Below are 16,254 nucleotides of genomic sequence, written 5' to 3'. Positions count from 1 at the left end.
ACGCGAGCTGGGTTCAGAACGTCGTGAGACAGTTCGGTCCCTATCCGTCGCGGGCGTAGGAAATTTGAGAGGAGCTGTCCTTAGTACGAGAGGACCGGGATGGACGCACCGCTGGTGTACCAGTTGTCCCGCCAGGGGCACAGCTGGGTAGCTATGTGCGGAAGGGATAAGCGCTGAAAGCATCTAAGCGTGAAGCCCCCCTCAAGATGAGATTTCCCATCGCGTCAAGCGAGTAAGATCCCTTGAAGATGACAAGGTAGATAGGTCCGAGGTGGAAGCGTGGCGACACGTGCAGCTGACGGATACTAATCGATCGAGGACTTAACTAAACACACAAGAAAAGCGTAGGCGACAATGCAACCCCTGTTATCTAGTTTTGAAGGAATAATCCTTCATCATATTGCTCGGTGACGATGGCGGAGAGGTCACACCCGTTCCCATCCCGAACACGGAAGTTAAGCTCTCCAGCGCCGATGGTAGTTGGCGGGACACCGCCTGCGAGAGTAGGACGTTGCCGGGCGGACATAGCAAGTTAGAGAGCATCTCTATTTTGTTCTCTAACTTTTTTTGTCCATGTATTTGCGTTTAACGCTTTTACAATCCTCTCCCCCATAGTGAAGAGCTAACCGATATTGGTTAGCTCATTTTTTATTTAATTTCCACTTTTCTTTTTATATGATCAGGAACGAGGCGATGAAGATGAATAAAAAGTAGCCCGTTCTCGTATACAGCATTGACTTTTTCTCCCACAGGGAAAGGAAGTTGCATGACTCGCTCAAACGGTCCTTGTGTAATTCCTTCTTCAATTAATTCAAACCCTTCAAAATGTAATTGAACGTTTGCTTTGATTTCTAACGTATTGTAATGAATATATACTTCCGCATCGTGTACATCCTGTAAACCTGGGATTGCAACGATGACGAGTAATTCATTTTCACGACGATACATATTGATGCCAGGTGTATGAGAAGAAAAAACGTTTGATGAATTCCAAAAAGGATTAGAAAAAAACGCTTCCCATTGTTTCGTCCAGTCCATTATTTTTCCTCCTTTCTCTTTTTCTTTTTACTATACGATGCAATAAATAAAATGGTGATTTTTAAGCAAAAACCGAACATTAAATATTTTATTTTTAAAAATGTTCGATTTTGTGTTGACATGATTTAAAAATGACTGGTAAGATGAAAGTAAGTGAATACGTTATGGAACCCTCATATAATTTTGGGAATATGGCCCGAAAGTCTCTACCCAATAACCGTAAATTATTGGACTATGAGGGAAAGGATCTTATTGGCTTTTTTCACCCCATGGGCGAAATATGTCCAGAACGATGCTTTCCCTTATTATCGAGGGCATCGTTCTGGATTTTTTTCTGAATGATAAAAAGAGGTGAATATAGATGCAGCCACTTGTAGCTGTTATTATGGGCAGTCAGTCAGACTGGGAAACGATGCGTTATGCGTGCGATATATTAGAAGAGTTACGTGTTCCGTTCGAAAAAAAAGTTGTTTCAGCCCATCGTACGCCAGACTATATGTTTGCATATGCCGAATCAGCGGAAGAACGCGGAATAAAAGTGATCATTGCTGGAGCGGGCGGGGCTGCACATTTACCGGGAATGGTAGCAGCAAAAACAACAATTCCAGTTATTGGGGTACCGGTAAAATCTCAGGCGCTAAACGGTTTAGATTCTTTACTCTCCATTGTTCAAATGCCAGGCGGGGTACCAGTAGCGACAGTAGCGATTGGAAAAGCAGGTGCGATAAACGCAGCGTTGCTTGCTGTTTCGATTCTTGGAACGTATGAGCCAACGTATATGGAAGCATTGCGCAAGCGACGTGAGACGATTCGAAAACAAGTGATGGAAAGTAGTGATCAGCTTGAGTAAAACGATTGTTCCAGGGCAAACGATCGGGATTATTGGCGGAGGGCAACTTGGAAGAATGATGGCAATTGCGGCAAAAGAGATGGGATTTTTTGTGGCAGTACTCGATCCGACCCCACAATCTCCGTGTGCTCAAGTAGCCGACATTGAAATTGTCGCTTCGTATAGCGATGAAGAAGCGTTACATCAGTTAGCTGAAGTTAGTGATGTCGTTACGTATGAGTTTGAAAATATTGATGCCGATGCATTAAAGCGATTGGCAAAGAAGGGATATGTGCCGCAAGGAAGTGAGTTACTTGCTGTTACACAACATCGTTGGAAAGAAAAACGGGCCGTTCAGTCTGTAGGCTTACCTGTTGCACCTTATCGACTTGTCATTACAAAAGAAGAATTAGAAGAAGCGATTCGAGAGATTGGGATTCCATCTGTGTTGAAAACGTGCCGAGGTGGGTATGATGGAAAAGGGCAAGTTGTCATTCGTTGTTTAGATGATATATACGCAGCAAGTTCGCTTTTAACTTATGGTGAGTGTGTATTGGAGGCGTGGGTGCCGTTTGTAAAAGAGTTATCCATTATCGTTGTCCGAAATGTTTCTGGTGAGGTGGCGCTATTTCCTGTTGTTGAAAACATTCATCGCGAAAACATTTTGCATGAAACAATTGCTCCTGCCCCAATCAGTCAGCCCATGATCGAACAAGCAGAAACATATGCGAAACAGTTAGCAGAAGCGTTCCAACTCGTTGGCACGTTAGCAATTGAAATGTTTTTGACAAAAGACGGACAATTATATGTTAACGAACTTGCCCCTAGACCGCACAACTCAGGTCATTATACAATAAACGGTTGTATCACATCGCAATTTCAACAACATATTCGTGCCGTATGCAATTGGCCGCTTGGCAGTACGAAATTGTTAAAACCTACAATTATGGTCAATATTTTAGGAGAACATGTTGACGATGTTATTCGAAACATCGATCAATTTCGTGATGCTCATGTTCATTTTTATGGAAAAAAAGAAGCGAAGCCGAAGCGAAAAATGGGGCATATCACGTGGTTAGTTGATGATGTGGATGAGATGCAACGAAAAATAGATGAATTTGCGATTTGGAAAGATCGGAGGATGAATGTATGATTGAACGTTACACAAGACCGGAAATGGGAGCGATTTGGACGGAAGAAAACCGTTTTCGTGCTTGGTTAGAAGTCGAAATTTTAGCGTGTGAAGCATGGGCCGAATTAGGTGTTATTCCGAAAGAAGATGTGGAAAAAATTCGTCAACATGCATCATTCAACATTGAACGTATTAAAGAAATTGAAGAAGAAACGCGCCATGATGTCGTTGCCTTTACACGTGCTGTATCAGAAACGTTAGGGGAAGAGCGAAAGTGGGTACATTACGGCCTTACATCTACGGATGTCGTTGATACGGCATTATCGTATTTATTAAAACAAGCAAATGAAATTTTATTACGCGATTTAGAAAATTTTATTGCGGTGTTAAAAGAGAAGGCGATCGAACATAAATATACGGTTATGATGGGACGGACACATGGTGTACATGCTGAACCGACGACGTTCGGGTTGAAATTGGCGCTTTGGTATGCAGAAATGGAGCGAAATTTGGAACGTTTTAAGCAAGCGGCGGAAACTGTGCGCGTTGGAAAAATTTCTGGTGCCGTTGGCACGTATGCAAACATTGATCCGTTTGTTGAACAATACGTATGTGAAAAACTTGGCTTACAGCCTGCACCGATTTCAACGCAAACTTTGCAGCGTGATCGCCATGCGCACTATATGGCGACGCTCGCTTTAATTGCGACATCTATTGAAAAATTTGCAGTTGAAATTCGTGGATTACAAAAAAGTGAAACGCGTGAAGTGGAAGAGTTTTTTGCAAAGGGACAAAAAGGTTCATCAGCTATGCCGCATAAGCGCAATCCGATCGGTTCAGAAAACATGACAGGCATGGCGCGCGTCATTCGCGGCTATATGTTAACAGCTTATGAAAATGTACCGCTTTGGCATGAACGTGACATTTCACACTCGTCTGCGGAGCGTATTATTTTACCGGATGCAACGATCGCGCTAGACTACATGCTTCATCGTTTTACAAACATTGTGAAAAACTTGACGGTATTCCCTGAAAACATGAAGAAAAATATGGATCGTACCCTTGGACTTATTTATTCGCAACGCGTATTATTGGCGCTTATTGATACAGGGATGACGCGCGAGGAAGCATATGACCTTGTACAGCCGAAAGCGATGGAAGCGTGGGAAAAACAAGTGCCGTTCCGCTCGTTAATTGAAGCAGACGAAGTCATTACAAGTCGTTTAACAAAGGAACAAATCGCAGATTGTTTTGATTACAACTATCATTTAAAACATGTTGATACGATTTTTAGCCGACTTGGTTTGCAGTAGGTAAGGTGAATCGCCTTACCTATATATAAAAAATTGCTAATATTCTGTATAAACGGGGGAGAGAACATGGAAAAGCAACACCTTCTATATGAAGGAAAAGCGAAAAAAGTGTATGCAACAAATGAAAAAGGGATGTTATGGATTGAATATAAAGATGAAGCAACAGCATTTAATGGTGAGAAAAAGGCAACGATTGCTGGAAAAGGGAGATTAAATAACGAGATTACGAGTTTACTATTTTTCTTTTTGCATGAAGCGGGTGTAAACAATCATTTTATTCGTAAAATATCTGACACCGAACAGCTTGTGCGACAAGTGACGATTATTCCCCTCGAAGTTGTTGTCCGCAATATTGTCGCCGGTAGTCTAGCGAAACGAATCGGTCTTCAGGAAGGGACCGTCATCGAGAAACCGATTGTAGAATTTTACTACAAAAATGACGACTTAGGCGATCCTCTATTAACAGAAGATCATATCGCTTTGTTGCAACTTGCTACCCCCGATGAGCTCGTGCACATGAAGCAAATGGCGTTTCGCGTGAACGACATTTTAACTTCTTTATTTCGCTCGTGTGACTTACAGCTTGTCGATTTCAAATTAGAGTTTGGAAAAGATGAAACGGGGGCGGTGTTGCTAGCGGATGAAATTTCCCCAGATACGTGTCGACTATGGGATGTACACACGAAAGAAAAATTTGATAAAGATGTATTTCGCCGCGATTTAGGCGACTTAACAGAAACATATACGAAACTTTTACAACGATTAGGAGGATTATCATGTATAAAGTAAAGGTGTATGTCACATTGCGTGAAAACGTATTAGATCCACAAGGCAATGCGGTAAAAGGAGCACTTCATACATTAAACTACCACGAAGTGCAAGACGTACGGATTGGAAAATTTATGGAGCTATTGGTGGAAAAAAGCGACCGCGATATTGATTCAGTCGTAAAGGAAATGTGCGAAAAATTGTTAGCGAATACGGTTATTGAAGATTATCGCTATGACATTGAGGAGGTCGTCGTGCAGTGAAATTTGCGGTCGTTGTATTTCCAGGCTCGAATTGTGATGTTGACATGTATCATGCGGTTGCGGACGAATTAGGAGAAGACGTCGAATACGTTTGGCATGATGCACATTGTTTAGATGAGTTTGATGCCATTCTTTTGCCAGGTGGTTTTTCATATGGTGATTATTTACGATCTGGAGCCATTGCGCGCTTTTCTAATGTGATGAAAGCGATCAAAAAAGCAGCAGATGAAGGAAAACCGATTTTAGGTGTATGTAACGGATTTCAAATTTTACTCGAAGCGGGTCTTCTTCCAGGAGCGATGCGACGCAACGATACGTTAACATTTATTTGTCGTCCAGTCAAACTTCGCGTTGAAAATAACGAAACGATGTTTACATCACAATACGAACGCGGGGAAGTAATTACCATTCCGATTGCGCACGGGGAAGGAAACTATTATTGTGACGAACAAACGTTGCAACAGCTTATTGCCAACAATCAAATTGTTTTTCGATATGAAGGGGAAAATCCAAACGGCAGCTTACAAAACATTGCAGGGATTGTGAATGAAAAAGGAAATGTACTTGGGATGATGCCGCACCCTGAGCGTGCTGTTCATGAGCTGCTTGGCGGAGCTGACGGGTTAAAACTGTTTCAATCAATCGTGACATATTGGAGGGACGCACATGTCGTTACTACTTGAACCAAGTCCAACAATGATTAAAGAACAAAAATTGTATCGTGAAATGGGGTTAACGGACGAAGAATTTGCGATGGTTGAACGTATCCTTGGTCGTCTCCCAAACTATACGGAAACGGGCATTTTTTCTGTGATGTGGTCGGAACATTGTAGTTATAAAAATTCGAAGCCTGTATTAAAGAAGTTCCCAACGGAAGGAAAACATGTATTGCAAGGGCCAGGAGAAGGTGCAGGTATTGTAGATATTGGAGATGGATTAGCCGTTGCGTTTAAAATTGAGAGCCATAACCATCCGTCTGCGATCGAGCCGTATCAAGGGGCGGCGACGGGCGTTGGGGGCATTATTCGCGATGTGTTTTCGATGGGAGCGCGACCAATTGCGTTATTAAACTCGCTTCGCTTTGGCGAATTAACGTCACCGCGTGTGAAATATTTATTTGAACGCGTTGTCGCAGGTATTGCTGGGTACGGAAACTGCGTTGGCATTCCGACAGTCGGTGGTGAAGTACAATTTGATGCTGCGTATGAAGGAAATCCACTTGTGAATGCGATGTGTGTTGGGCTTATTCGGCATGAAGATATTCAAAAAGGAATTGCTGCAGGCGTTGGAAATACGGTCATGTATGTCGGTGCTAAGACGGGGCGTGACGGCATTCATGGGGCAACATTTGCATCGGAAGAATTAACGGAACAATCCGAACAAAAGCGTCCAGCTGTTCAAGTGGGGGATCCGTTTATGGAGAAATTGCTCCTTGAAGCTTGTTTGGAAGTCATTCATTCTGATGCACTCGTTGGCATGCAAGATATGGGGGCTGCAGGTTTAACAAGTTCGTCAGCGGAAATGGCGAGCAAAGCTGGTTCTGGTATCGAACTCAACTTAGATCTCGTTCCACAGCGTGAAACAGGAATGACGCCGTATGAAATGATGCTATCTGAATCGCAAGAGCGTATGCTGCTCGTTGTGAAAAAAGGTCGCGAACAAGAAATAATGGATGTGTTTGCGAAATATGGACTAGAAGCGAAAGCGGTTGGGCGCGTAACAGATGACCATATGTTGCGCTTGTATCACCGTGGAGAAGTCGTCGCAGAAATTCCAGTTGATGCACTAGCTAAAGATGCGCCTGTATATTATAAGCCATCGAAAGAACCGGTGTATTATCGCGAGTTTCAAACGATGGAATATGTGCCGACCATTCATAACTATGAAGAAACGTTGCTCGCGTTATTAGATCAACCGACGATTGCAAGCAAACAATGGGTATATGAACAATACGACTACATGGTTCGAACAAACACAGTTGTTGCGCCGGGATCTGATGCGGCGGTTTTACGTATTCGCGGGACGAATAAAGCGTTGGCGATGACGACCGATTGCAATTCTCGCTACGTCTATTTAAATCCAGAAGTCGGTGGGAAAATTGCGATTGCGGAGGCAGCACGCAACATCGTTTGTTCCGGAGCTCAGCCACTTGCTGTCACGGATTGCTTAAATTTCGGTAATCCAGAGAAACCAGAAATTTTTTGGCAGCTTGAAAGAGCAGTAGAGGGAATGAGCGAAGCGTGCCGTGTACTTGAAACGCCTGTGATTAGTGGAAATGTATCGCTTTATAATGAAACGAACGGCGAAGCAATTTATCCGACACCAATTGTCGGCATGGTTGGGGTCGTTGAACATATCAGTCATATTACGACACAAGCATTTAAACAACCTGGCGACTTGATTTATGTCATTGGGGAAGCTAAGCAAGAATTTGGTGGGAGCGAGCTACAAAAATGGCTAACAGGTCGTATTTTCGGTAAAGCTCCAACGATTGATTTACACGTTGAGGCGACAAGACAACGACAGCTTCTCACTGCTATTCGGGCAGGAGTTGTGGCCTCTGCGCACGATGTGTCCGAGGGTGGTCTAGCGGTTGCGCTTGCGGAATGTTTAATCGATGCCCAAGGTTTAGGTGCACGTGTGACGATTAGTGGTGACGTCGTTTCTGAACTGTTTAGTGAAACGCAATCCCGCTTTGTTGTTTCTGTGAAAAAAGAACATCAACAATCATTCGAACAACTCGTTCAAGCAATATGTATTGGGGAAGTGACAAATGACGGAACGCTTCATGTGACAAGTGGAGATACATGCATTGTTCACATTCCGGTAGAAACGATGCGAAATGTATGGAAAGGAGCTATTCCATGCTTGCTGAAATCAAAGGATTAAACGAAGAGTGTGGGATTTTCGGTATTTGGGGACACGAGGAAGCAGCGACGTTAACGTATTACGGGCTGCATAGTTTACAACATCGCGGACAAGAAGGCGCGGGCATTGTCGTTGGAGGAAACGGAACGCTCCAGTTTCATAAAGGACTTGGTTTAGTGACGGAAGTGTTTAGTCGCGGGGAATTAGAAAAACTAACGGGCATGGCTGCTATCGGCCACGTCCGTTACTCTACTGCGGGTGGGGGCGGATATGCGAATGTTCAGCCGCTTTTGTTTCGTTCGCAAGGTGGTAGTTTAGCGCTTGCGCATAACGGAAATTTAGTGAATGCCGATGAATTACGCTTTCGTTTAGAGCAACAAGGGAGCATTTTTCAAACGACGTCTGATACTGAAGTGCTTGCTCATTTAATTAAACGCAGCGGCGAACCAATTTTAAAAGAACGAATTAAAGAAGCGTTGACGCATTTACGTGGCGCTTTTGCTTTTCTCATTTTGACGGAAACAGAAATGTATATCGCTTTGGATCCACATGGTTTTCGTCCTTTATCACTTGGGCGCTTAGGTGAGGCGTATGTTGTGGCATCGGAAACGTGTGCGTTTGATGTCATTGGTGCCACATATGAGCGAGAAGTGGAGCCGGGAGAACTCATCATGATTAACAAACAAGGTATTCGTTCTGAGCGTTTTGCCCCGAGGGTGTCTCGCTCTATTTGTAGCATGGAATATATTTATTTCGCTCGTCCTGACAGCAACGTGGATGGCATTAACATTCATACAGCACGGAAAAATCTTGGGAAGCAGCTAGCATTTGAAGCACCTGTGGAAGCCGATGTTGTTACAGGTGTACCGGATTCGAGCATTTCGGTGGCGATTGGCTACGCGGAAGCGACAGGCATTCCTTACGAATTAGGGCTCATTAAAAATCGTTATGTTGGTCGGACGTTTATTCAACCGTCTCAAGCACTTCGTGAACAAGGGGTAAAAATGAAATTATCGCCTGTTCGTGGAGTTGTAGCCGGCAAACGAGTTGTGATGGTTGATGATTCGATTGTACGTGGAACGACGAGCAAGCGTATCGTACGTATGCTTCGAGAGGCAGGGGCGACGGAAGTACATGTGCGCATTAGCTCACCGCCAATTACGCATCCATGTTTTTATGGGATCGATACGTCAACAAAAGCTGAGCTTATTGCTGCTAACCACACGATTGAAGAAATTCGTCAGCTTATTGAAGCTGATTCCCTCGCCTTTTTAAGTCAAGAAGGACTTTTGCAGGCGATTGGAAGATCAAACGATTCAAAGAACTGCGGACAATGTTTAGCTTGTTTCACTGGACAATATCCGACAAGGATTGGAGGGGAGCACGTTGGCGCATGCGTACAAACAAGCTGGAGTGAATATTGAAGCTGGGTATGAAGCAGTAGAACGAATGAAAAAACATGTCGCTAAAACTGCCCGAATCGGTGCATTTGGAAGTTTAGGTGGTTTTGGTGGAATGTTTGATCTGTCTTCGCTCGGGTATAGGCAACCTGTCCTTGTATCAGGAACGGACGGAGTTGGGACGAAGCTGATGCTTGCGTTCGCTTTCGATCGGCATGATACGATCGGAATAGACTGTGTAGCTATGTGTGTAAACGATATTGTCGTACAAGGGGCGGAGCCTCTTTTCTTTCTCGACTACATTGCTTGCGGAAAAGCGGTGCCAGAAAAAATCGAGCATATTGTAAAAGGAATTGCTGATGGCTGCGTCGAAGCAGGGTGTGCGCTTATTGGAGGAGAAACAGCAGAAATGCCGGGCATGTATGCTGAAGATGAATACGATGTAGCAGGGTTTACGGTTGGAGTGGTGGAAAAAGAAAAATTAGTTACAGGAGAAGCGATTGTTCCTGGCGATGTGTTGATCGGCTTAGCTTCGAGCGGTTTGCATAGCAACGGCTATTCGCTCGTGAGAAAAATTATAAAAGATGCGAATTTGCAATTGGATCACGTATATGAACCATTTGTTCGCCCGCTTGGCGAAGAACTATTAACCCCTACGCGCATTTACGTTCGAGCGGTGCGCGAAGCGTTAAAACAATTTCATATAAAAGGGATGGCACATATTACAGGTGGCGGTTTTATCGAAAACATTCCACGCATGTTACCGAGCGGATTGCAAGCTGAAGTTGATTACGGTTCATGGTCCGTTCCAGCAATTTTTAGCTTTTTACAACAACACGGACAGCTACAACGAATGGAGATGTTCAATATTTTTAATATGGGTATCGGTTTTGTGTTAGCTGTCGATAGCGACATCGTGCCAGATGTTGTGCAGTTGCTTGAATCGTGTGGAGAGAAAGCGTATATCATCGGTCGAATCAAAGAAGGATCGGGTGTATCGTTTGCTGGAGGAAAAGTGGAATGAAGCGAATAGCGATTTTTGCCTCAGGAAGCGGAACGAATTTTCAAGCGATTGTTGATGCAGTGAGAAAAGGAGAAGTGCAAGCGGAAGTTGCGCTTCTCGTATGTGACCGACCGCATGCAAAAGTAATTGAGCGAGCGATTCGTGAACACGTTCCGCTGTTTGTTTTTAACCCTAAACAATATGAAACGAAACAGCAGTTTGAACGTGAAATTTTAAAACAACTACAACAAAAAGAAGTTGAATGGATCGTTCTTGCGGGTTATATGCGACTGATCGGTTCAACGCTTTTGCAGGCGTATCCAAACAAAATTGTAAATATTCATCCGTCTCTTTTACCAGCGTTTCCGGGTAAAGATGCGATCGGTCAAGCGTATCGTTACGGTGTGAAAGTGACGGGGGTAACGGTGCATTATGTTGATGAAGGAATGGATACAGGACCGATCATTGCGCAACAAGCGTTATACATTTATGATGGGGAGCCATTAGAAAGTGTTGAACGTCGCATTCATGACATAGAACATACGTTATATCCACAAGTCATTCAACAATTGTTGACGGAGAAAGGGAGTACAAATCATGAAAAAACGAGCGATCATTAGCGTATCAAATAAAAAAGGAATTGTTACGTTTGCTAAACAACTAGTTGAGTTAGGTGTTGAAATTATTTCAACGGGCGGAACGAAGCGCGTATTAGCAGAGCATGGCATTCCTGTCGTAAGCATTTCTGATGTGACAAACTTTCCAGAAATTTTAGACGGACGTGTGAAAACACTTCATCCAAACATTCACGGTGGACTGTTAGCTGTTCGAGATGATGAAACGCATAAAAAGCAGTTGCAAGAGCATGCCATTACGCCAATTGACTTTGTTGTTGTCAATTTATATCCATTCCAAGAAACGATCGCCAAGCCAAACGTTCCGTTTATGGAAGCGATTGAAAATATCGATATTGGCGGTCCGACTATGCTGAGAGCGGCGGCGAAAAACCATGCTTATGTCACAGCTGTCGTCGATCCTACTGACTATGAGTTAGTCATTGAACAGCTCAAACAATATGGCGAAGTATTGCTTGAGACGAGACGGGCATTAGCTGCGAAAGTATTTCGCCATACAGCAGCATATGATGCGATGATTGCGCAATATTTGACAAACATTGTTGGAGAAACGTATCCGGAAACGATGACAATGACGTTTGTGAAAAAACAATCGTTACGATACGGTGAAAATCCGCATCAAACGGCTGCATTTTACGAAAAACCGCTCAGCTCACCGTTTTCTATTGCAGCAGCAAAGCAGTTGCACGGAAAAGAGTTGTCGTACAACAACATTAACGATGCCAACGCAGCGCTACAAATTGTTGCGGAATTTGCCGAACCGGCAGCGGTGGCGGTGAAACATATGAATCCGTGTGGAGTGGGTGTCGGTGAAACGATCGCTGAAGCGTTTCAAAAAGCTTATGAGGCTGATGCGACGTCGATTTTTGGCGGCATTGTGGCGTTAAATCGTGAAGTTGATGAGCAAACGGCCGCGAAGTTAAACGACATTTTTTTAGAAATCATTATCGCCCCGTCATTTACAGAACAAGCGCTAGACATTTTAACGAGAAAGAAAAACATTCGTTTGTTAACTGTTGATTTCCAAGCAGAGCGGAAACAAGAGCCGTTTATCGTATCGGTGCGCGGCGGATTGCTCGTCCAAGACGAAGATACATATACAATTGATGATGCAACGCTGCAAGTCGTGACAGAAAGGAAGCCGACCGAAGAAGAATGGGCGAATTTAACGTTTGCTTGGCGTGTGGTGAAGCATGTTAAGTCGAATGCGATTGTACTAGCAAAAAACGGAATGACGATTGGTGTTGGCGCTGGACAAATGAACCGTGTAGGAGCGGCGAAAATTGCGATAGAACAAGCTGGTGAGCATGCGAAAGGCGCCGTCTTAGCCTCTGATGCTTTTTTCCCGATGAGCGATACCGTTGAGGCCGCTGCACAGGCGGGAGTGACTGCCATTATTCAGCCAGGCGGCTCGATTCGTGATGAAGATTCCATTCAAAAAGCAAATGAATATGGAATTGCAATGGTATTTACAGGCGTTCGGCATTTTAAACATTAAAGGGGGCAACGACAGATGAAAGTGCTCATTATCGGGCGTGGTGGTCGAGAACATGCGCTTGTATGGAAAGTGGCACAAAGCTCGCGTGTCACTCGTGTATATGCAGCACCAGGAAACGATGGGATGAATTCGATTGCTACGCGCGTTCCAATTTCAGAAACCGATGTCGAAGCGCTCGTACAATGGGCGAAAAAAGAGGCAATCGATTTGACGATCGTTGGTCCAGAAGCACCGCTATTAGCTGGTATTGTCGATCGTTTTGAAAGGGAAGGATTGCGCATTTTTGGTCCGAAACAGCAAGCCGCATTAATCGAAGGAAGCAAAGCGTTTGCGAAAGAACTGATGAGAAAATACAACATCCCAACCGCAAATTATGCGACGTTTACAAATTACGATGAAGCTGTTCATTATGTGCGTGAACAAGGGGCGCCGATTGTCATTAAAGCGGATGGGCTTGCAGCAGGAAAAGGTGTAACGGTAGCAATGACGATCGACGAAGCACTTCATGCTTTGCATGATATAATGGTCACAAAAAAGTTCGGTGAAGCTGGTGCACAAGTTGTTATTGAGCAATATTTACAAGGCGAAGAATTTTCACTTATGGCGTTTGTGCATAGAGAACGCGTTTATCCGATGGTTATTGCACAAGATCATAAGCGTGCGTTTGATGGCGATGAAGGACCGAACACAGGGGGGATGGGCGCTTACTCTCCTGTTCCGCAAATAAGCAAACAAACTGTTCAGGAAGCGATTGAAACGATTGTGAAACCGACGGCTAAGGCGTTAATACAAGAAGGATGCGAATTTACAGGGTTTTTATATGCAGGATTAATCGCAACAAAAGAAGGACCGAAAGTGATTGAATTTAATGCCCGATTCGGCGACCCAGAAGCGCAAGTCATTTTGCCGCGATTACAAAACGATCTTGTTGAAGTGATCATTTCGCTTTTAGAAGATCAACCGATTACATTCCGTTGGAGCGATGAAGCAACGATTGGAGTTGTTTTAGCGGCTAAAGGATATCCTGAACAATATGAAAAAGGTGTTGTTATTCAGGGAATTGAACGAGTAACGAAAGCGCAAATTTTCCATGCTGGAACGAAGCGTATAAACGATGAGTGGGTAACAGATGGGGGACGAGTGCTCCTTGTTGTTGCGAGCGGAAAAACATTGAAAGAAGCACAGCGTCTTGTGTATGAACAAATACAATATATTGAATGCGATCAACTATTTTATCGGCGTGACATTGGGTATAAAGCTATCGGGCACGTCGCTTGCGAACATATACAAAACTAAGCGCAACGAGACTGCCGATTAAAAGAATAAGAATGAAGAACGTATCTGTTATATATTCAGCAATCATATTGGCTCTCTCCTTTTTTACCCCCTTGTAAGCATACAAGGGGGTTATTGTTACGAAGGGTTAACTGGCTCAATCGGAATCGCTTTTTCTTTCCCATTGTTGCTGTCACAATGGCATTGATATCGTTCAAATAACGCCATAACAGGACAAAAACGAACGATACCTTCCGCAATTTTCATCGCAGCGAGCATGATGACCCATATATATGATTCGCGCCAAGGTTTGCGAGAAAAATTTGCTGTTGCCCAAGCAAGCATCGTAAATCCGCATGTAATGCGAATCATGGCGTTAATGACACCGATGTTTTGTTTCATATTTTTCCTCCTTTTTGTTTGTGAAATTCGCTTTCATCCGTTAAAATGTGTATAGATGATGGTACGATTTAGGAGGAAAGCGATCATGATGGAAAAACGGTATCGATGGAAAAGTGAACAAATTCGTAAACACGTTGCAATTGTTGACGGAAAGCAAGCACCGACAAAAGTGTTAATGAACGCAACATATTTACATCCATACATACGTCAATGGTTACAAGGAAACGTTTGGATTTGCGATGATCGAATTGTGTACGTTGGGCCAAATAAACCGAAGCAATTAGATTCATGTGAAGTCATCGACTGCACGAATCAAGTGCTCGTTCCTGGCTATATTGAGCCTCATGCTCATCCGTTTCAGTTATATAATCCCCAAACGCTTGCTGAATATGCAGCGCAGTTCGGTACGACAACACTCATTAACGACAATTTATTTCTTTTTTTACAGTTGACAAAAAAGAAAGCGTTTTCTTTTTTGTCCGCTATGGAAAAACAACCAGTGACGATGTATTGGTGGTGCCGACTTGATCCGCAAACAGAAATGGAAGGAGAAGAACATCTTTTTTCATATAAAAACATGAAGGGATGGCTTGAAAACGATGCGGTGTTACAAGTGGGCGAATTGACTGGATGGCCAAAACTGTTAGAAGGGGACGATTTCGTTCTCCATTGGATGCAAGAAGCGAAAAAACTTGGTAAAAAAGTGGAAGGTCATTTTCCCGGTGCCTCAGATCGTACGTTGACGAAAATGAAGTTATTTGGGGCGGATGCTGATCATGAAGCGATGACCGGAAACGATGTGTATAAGCGATTAATGCACGGGTATACCGTATCATTGCGCCATTCGTCCATCCGGCCGGATTTGCCGACATTGCTTAAAGAGATGAAACAACTTGGTATTCATCATTACGATCACTGTATGTTTACAACAGACGGATCGACGCCTGCCTTTTATGAAAACGGAATGATCGACGAAATGATTCGCATCGCATTGCAAGAAGGAGTACGTGACATTGATGCATACAGCATGGCCACATGGAACATTGCTCGTTATTACAATATCGATCATTTACACGGAAGCATTACGCCAGGGCGCATTGCACATATTAACATTCTTGAACATGCTTTAAATCCGACACCGATTTCTGTTTTAGCGAGCGGACAGTGGGTCAAACGCGATGGCGTACCTGTCTCTGCTTTTTCAGCAATTGAATGGGACGTACATGGTCTTGCACCACTTTCTTTGTCTTGGGATTTACAGATGGATGATTTGCAATTTTCGATGCCATTGGGGATGTACATGGAAAACTCAGTGATTATTAAGCCGTATTCTATTTCGATTGATACATCTGCTGATGAGTTATCAACAGATCATGATGAAAGCTTTTTAATGCTTATTGATCGCAACGGAAAATGGCGTGTGAACACCGTATTAAAAGGGTTTGCGACACATGTGCAAGCGCTTGTTAGCTCGTATTCAAATACAGGAGATATTATTTTAATCGGAAAAAGTAAACGTGATTTATTGCTTGCATTTGAGCGCATGAAACAAATGGGAGGCGGCATTGTTTTATGTGAACATGGAGAAGTCATTCACGACATTTCTCTTCCGTTAGGGGGATTAATGTCAGATAAGCCGATGAAAATGTTGATGGAAGAAGAAAAAACGCTTGGGAATTTGTTGCGAGCGCGTGGCTATACGTTTGCTGATCCGATTTACACGTTGCTCTTTTTATCGTCGACACATTTACCGTACATTCGCATTACACCAAAAGGAATTTACGATGTGATGCATAAAACAGTACTCTTTCCGACAATAATGCGTTAAAA

General features: G+C 43.5%; 16 protein-coding genes, 2 rRNA genes and 1 riboswitch. Of the genes, 15 read left to right on the top strand and 3 right to left on the bottom strand.

The annotated features are described in order from the left end of the window. Both K1I43_RS11775 and rrf read left to right on the top strand, forming a co-directional pair. Positions 1 to 329 (top strand): 23S ribosomal RNA (locus K1I43_RS11775); the annotation flags it as partial. Positions 330 to 403: 74 nt separating this feature from the next. Beyond that, a 5S ribosomal RNA gene (rrf, locus tag K1I43_RS11770) occupies positions 404 to 520 on the top strand. 128 nt (positions 521 to 648) lie between these two features. Here rrf and K1I43_RS11765 read toward each other — a convergent pair. Further along, positions 649 to 1,038, bottom strand: a complete 390-nt coding sequence (locus tag K1I43_RS11765) for an Hsp20/alpha crystallin family protein (protein WP_009360744.1) — start codon at positions 1,036 to 1,038, stop codon at positions 649 to 651. Between the two features lie 153 nt (positions 1,039 to 1,191). Next, positions 1,192 to 1,293, top strand: a riboswitch (purine riboswitch). A 106-nt stretch (positions 1,294 to 1,399) separates the two neighbouring features. Here K1I43_RS11765 and purE point away from each other — a divergent pair. From purE to purD, 12 genes are all read left to right on the top strand, one after another. Next, on the top strand, positions 1,400 to 1,888 hold the full coding sequence (gene purE, locus K1I43_RS11760; protein ID WP_009360743.1) for a 5-(carboxyamino)imidazole ribonucleotide mutase: 489 nt from the start codon (positions 1,400 to 1,402) through the stop codon (positions 1,886 to 1,888). Next, positions 1,872 to 3,020, top strand: a complete 1,149-nt coding sequence (purK, locus tag K1I43_RS11755; RefSeq protein WP_009360742.1) for a 5-(carboxyamino)imidazole ribonucleotide synthase — start codon at positions 1,872 to 1,874, stop codon at positions 3,018 to 3,020. The genes purE and purK overlap by 17 nt, the downstream gene beginning before the upstream one ends. Then, entirely contained in the window at positions 3,017 to 4,312 is a 1,296-nt protein-coding gene (gene purB / locus K1I43_RS11750; RefSeq protein WP_009360741.1) for an adenylosuccinate lyase, read from the top strand. Before purK ends, purB begins: the two co-directional genes overlap by 4 nt. A 66-nt stretch (positions 4,313 to 4,378) precedes the next feature. Next, complete coding sequence (gene purC / locus K1I43_RS11745; protein WP_009360740.1) at positions 4,379 to 5,101, top strand: phosphoribosylaminoimidazolesuccinocarboxamide synthase; 723 nt, start codon at positions 4,379 to 4,381, stop codon at positions 5,099 to 5,101. Beyond that, complete coding sequence (gene purS / locus K1I43_RS11740) at positions 5,089 to 5,343, top strand: phosphoribosylformylglycinamidine synthase subunit PurS (protein WP_009360739.1); 255 nt, start codon at positions 5,089 to 5,091, stop codon at positions 5,341 to 5,343. The genes purC and purS overlap by 13 nt, the downstream gene beginning before the upstream one ends. Continuing rightward, positions 5,340 to 6,026: a phosphoribosylformylglycinamidine synthase subunit PurQ gene (purQ, locus tag K1I43_RS11735; RefSeq protein WP_009360738.1), complete on the top strand. Its 687-nt coding sequence runs from the start codon at positions 5,340 to 5,342 to the stop codon at positions 6,024 to 6,026. Before purS ends, purQ begins: the two co-directional genes overlap by 4 nt. Next, positions 6,010 to 8,232 (top strand): phosphoribosylformylglycinamidine synthase subunit PurL, encoded by a 2,223-nt coding sequence (purL, locus tag K1I43_RS11730; protein WP_136260238.1) that lies wholly within the window; start codon positions 6,010 to 6,012, stop codon positions 8,230 to 8,232. The genes purQ and purL overlap by 17 nt, the downstream gene beginning before the upstream one ends. Beyond that, entirely contained in the window at positions 8,208 to 9,635 is a 1,428-nt protein-coding gene (purF, locus tag K1I43_RS11725) for an amidophosphoribosyltransferase (RefSeq protein ID WP_009360736.1), read from the top strand. The genes purL and purF overlap by 25 nt, the downstream gene beginning before the upstream one ends. Next, on the top strand, positions 9,598 to 10,635 hold the full coding sequence (gene purM, locus K1I43_RS11720; RefSeq protein ID WP_136260237.1) for a phosphoribosylformylglycinamidine cyclo-ligase: 1,038 nt from the start codon (positions 9,598 to 9,600) through the stop codon (positions 10,633 to 10,635). The genes purF and purM overlap by 38 nt, the downstream gene beginning before the upstream one ends. Continuing rightward, entirely contained in the window at positions 10,632 to 11,234 is a 603-nt protein-coding gene (gene purN, locus K1I43_RS11715) for a phosphoribosylglycinamide formyltransferase (RefSeq protein WP_136260236.1), read from the top strand. The genes purM and purN overlap by 4 nt, the downstream gene beginning before the upstream one ends. Next, the gene (purH, locus tag K1I43_RS11710; protein ID WP_136260235.1) at positions 11,212 to 12,747 is read left to right on the top strand and encodes a bifunctional phosphoribosylaminoimidazolecarboxamide formyltransferase/IMP cyclohydrolase; all 1,536 of its coding nucleotides are present in this window, start codon (positions 11,212 to 11,214) and stop codon (positions 12,745 to 12,747) included. Before purN ends, purH begins: the two co-directional genes overlap by 23 nt. Positions 12,748 to 12,762: 15 nt before the next feature. Then, entirely contained in the window at positions 12,763 to 14,043 is a 1,281-nt protein-coding gene (purD, locus tag K1I43_RS11705) for a phosphoribosylamine--glycine ligase (RefSeq protein WP_136260234.1), read from the top strand. On the opposite strand, the gene K1I43_RS15880 is transcribed toward purD, so the two are convergent. Both K1I43_RS15880 and K1I43_RS11700 read right to left on the bottom strand, forming a co-directional pair. Then, positions 14,006 to 14,110 (bottom strand): EYxxD motif small membrane protein, encoded by a 105-nt coding sequence (locus K1I43_RS15880; protein WP_009360731.1) that lies wholly within the window; start codon positions 14,108 to 14,110, stop codon positions 14,006 to 14,008. The genes purD and K1I43_RS15880 overlap by 38 nt on opposite strands. A 50-nt stretch (positions 14,111 to 14,160) precedes the next feature. Beyond that, on the bottom strand, positions 14,161 to 14,424 hold the full coding sequence (locus K1I43_RS11700) for a YgaP family membrane protein (RefSeq protein ID WP_009360730.1): 264 nt from the start codon (positions 14,422 to 14,424) through the stop codon (positions 14,161 to 14,163). A gap of 85 nt (positions 14,425 to 14,509) precedes the next feature. On the opposite strand from K1I43_RS11700, the gene K1I43_RS11695 reads away from it, so the two are divergent. Continuing rightward, positions 14,510 to 16,252, top strand: coding sequence for an adenine deaminase C-terminal domain-containing protein (locus K1I43_RS11695; RefSeq protein ID WP_136260233.1), 1,743 nt, complete (start codon positions 14,510 to 14,512; stop codon positions 16,250 to 16,252). Positions 16,253 to 16,254: the final 2 nt, after the last annotated feature.

Source organism: Anoxybacillus sp. ST70 (assembly GCF_019553625.1).
GTDB lineage: Bacteria > Bacillota > Bacilli > Bacillales > Anoxybacillaceae > Anoxybacillus > Anoxybacillus gonensis.
This window is presented reverse-complemented; position numbering and strand designations above follow the sequence as displayed.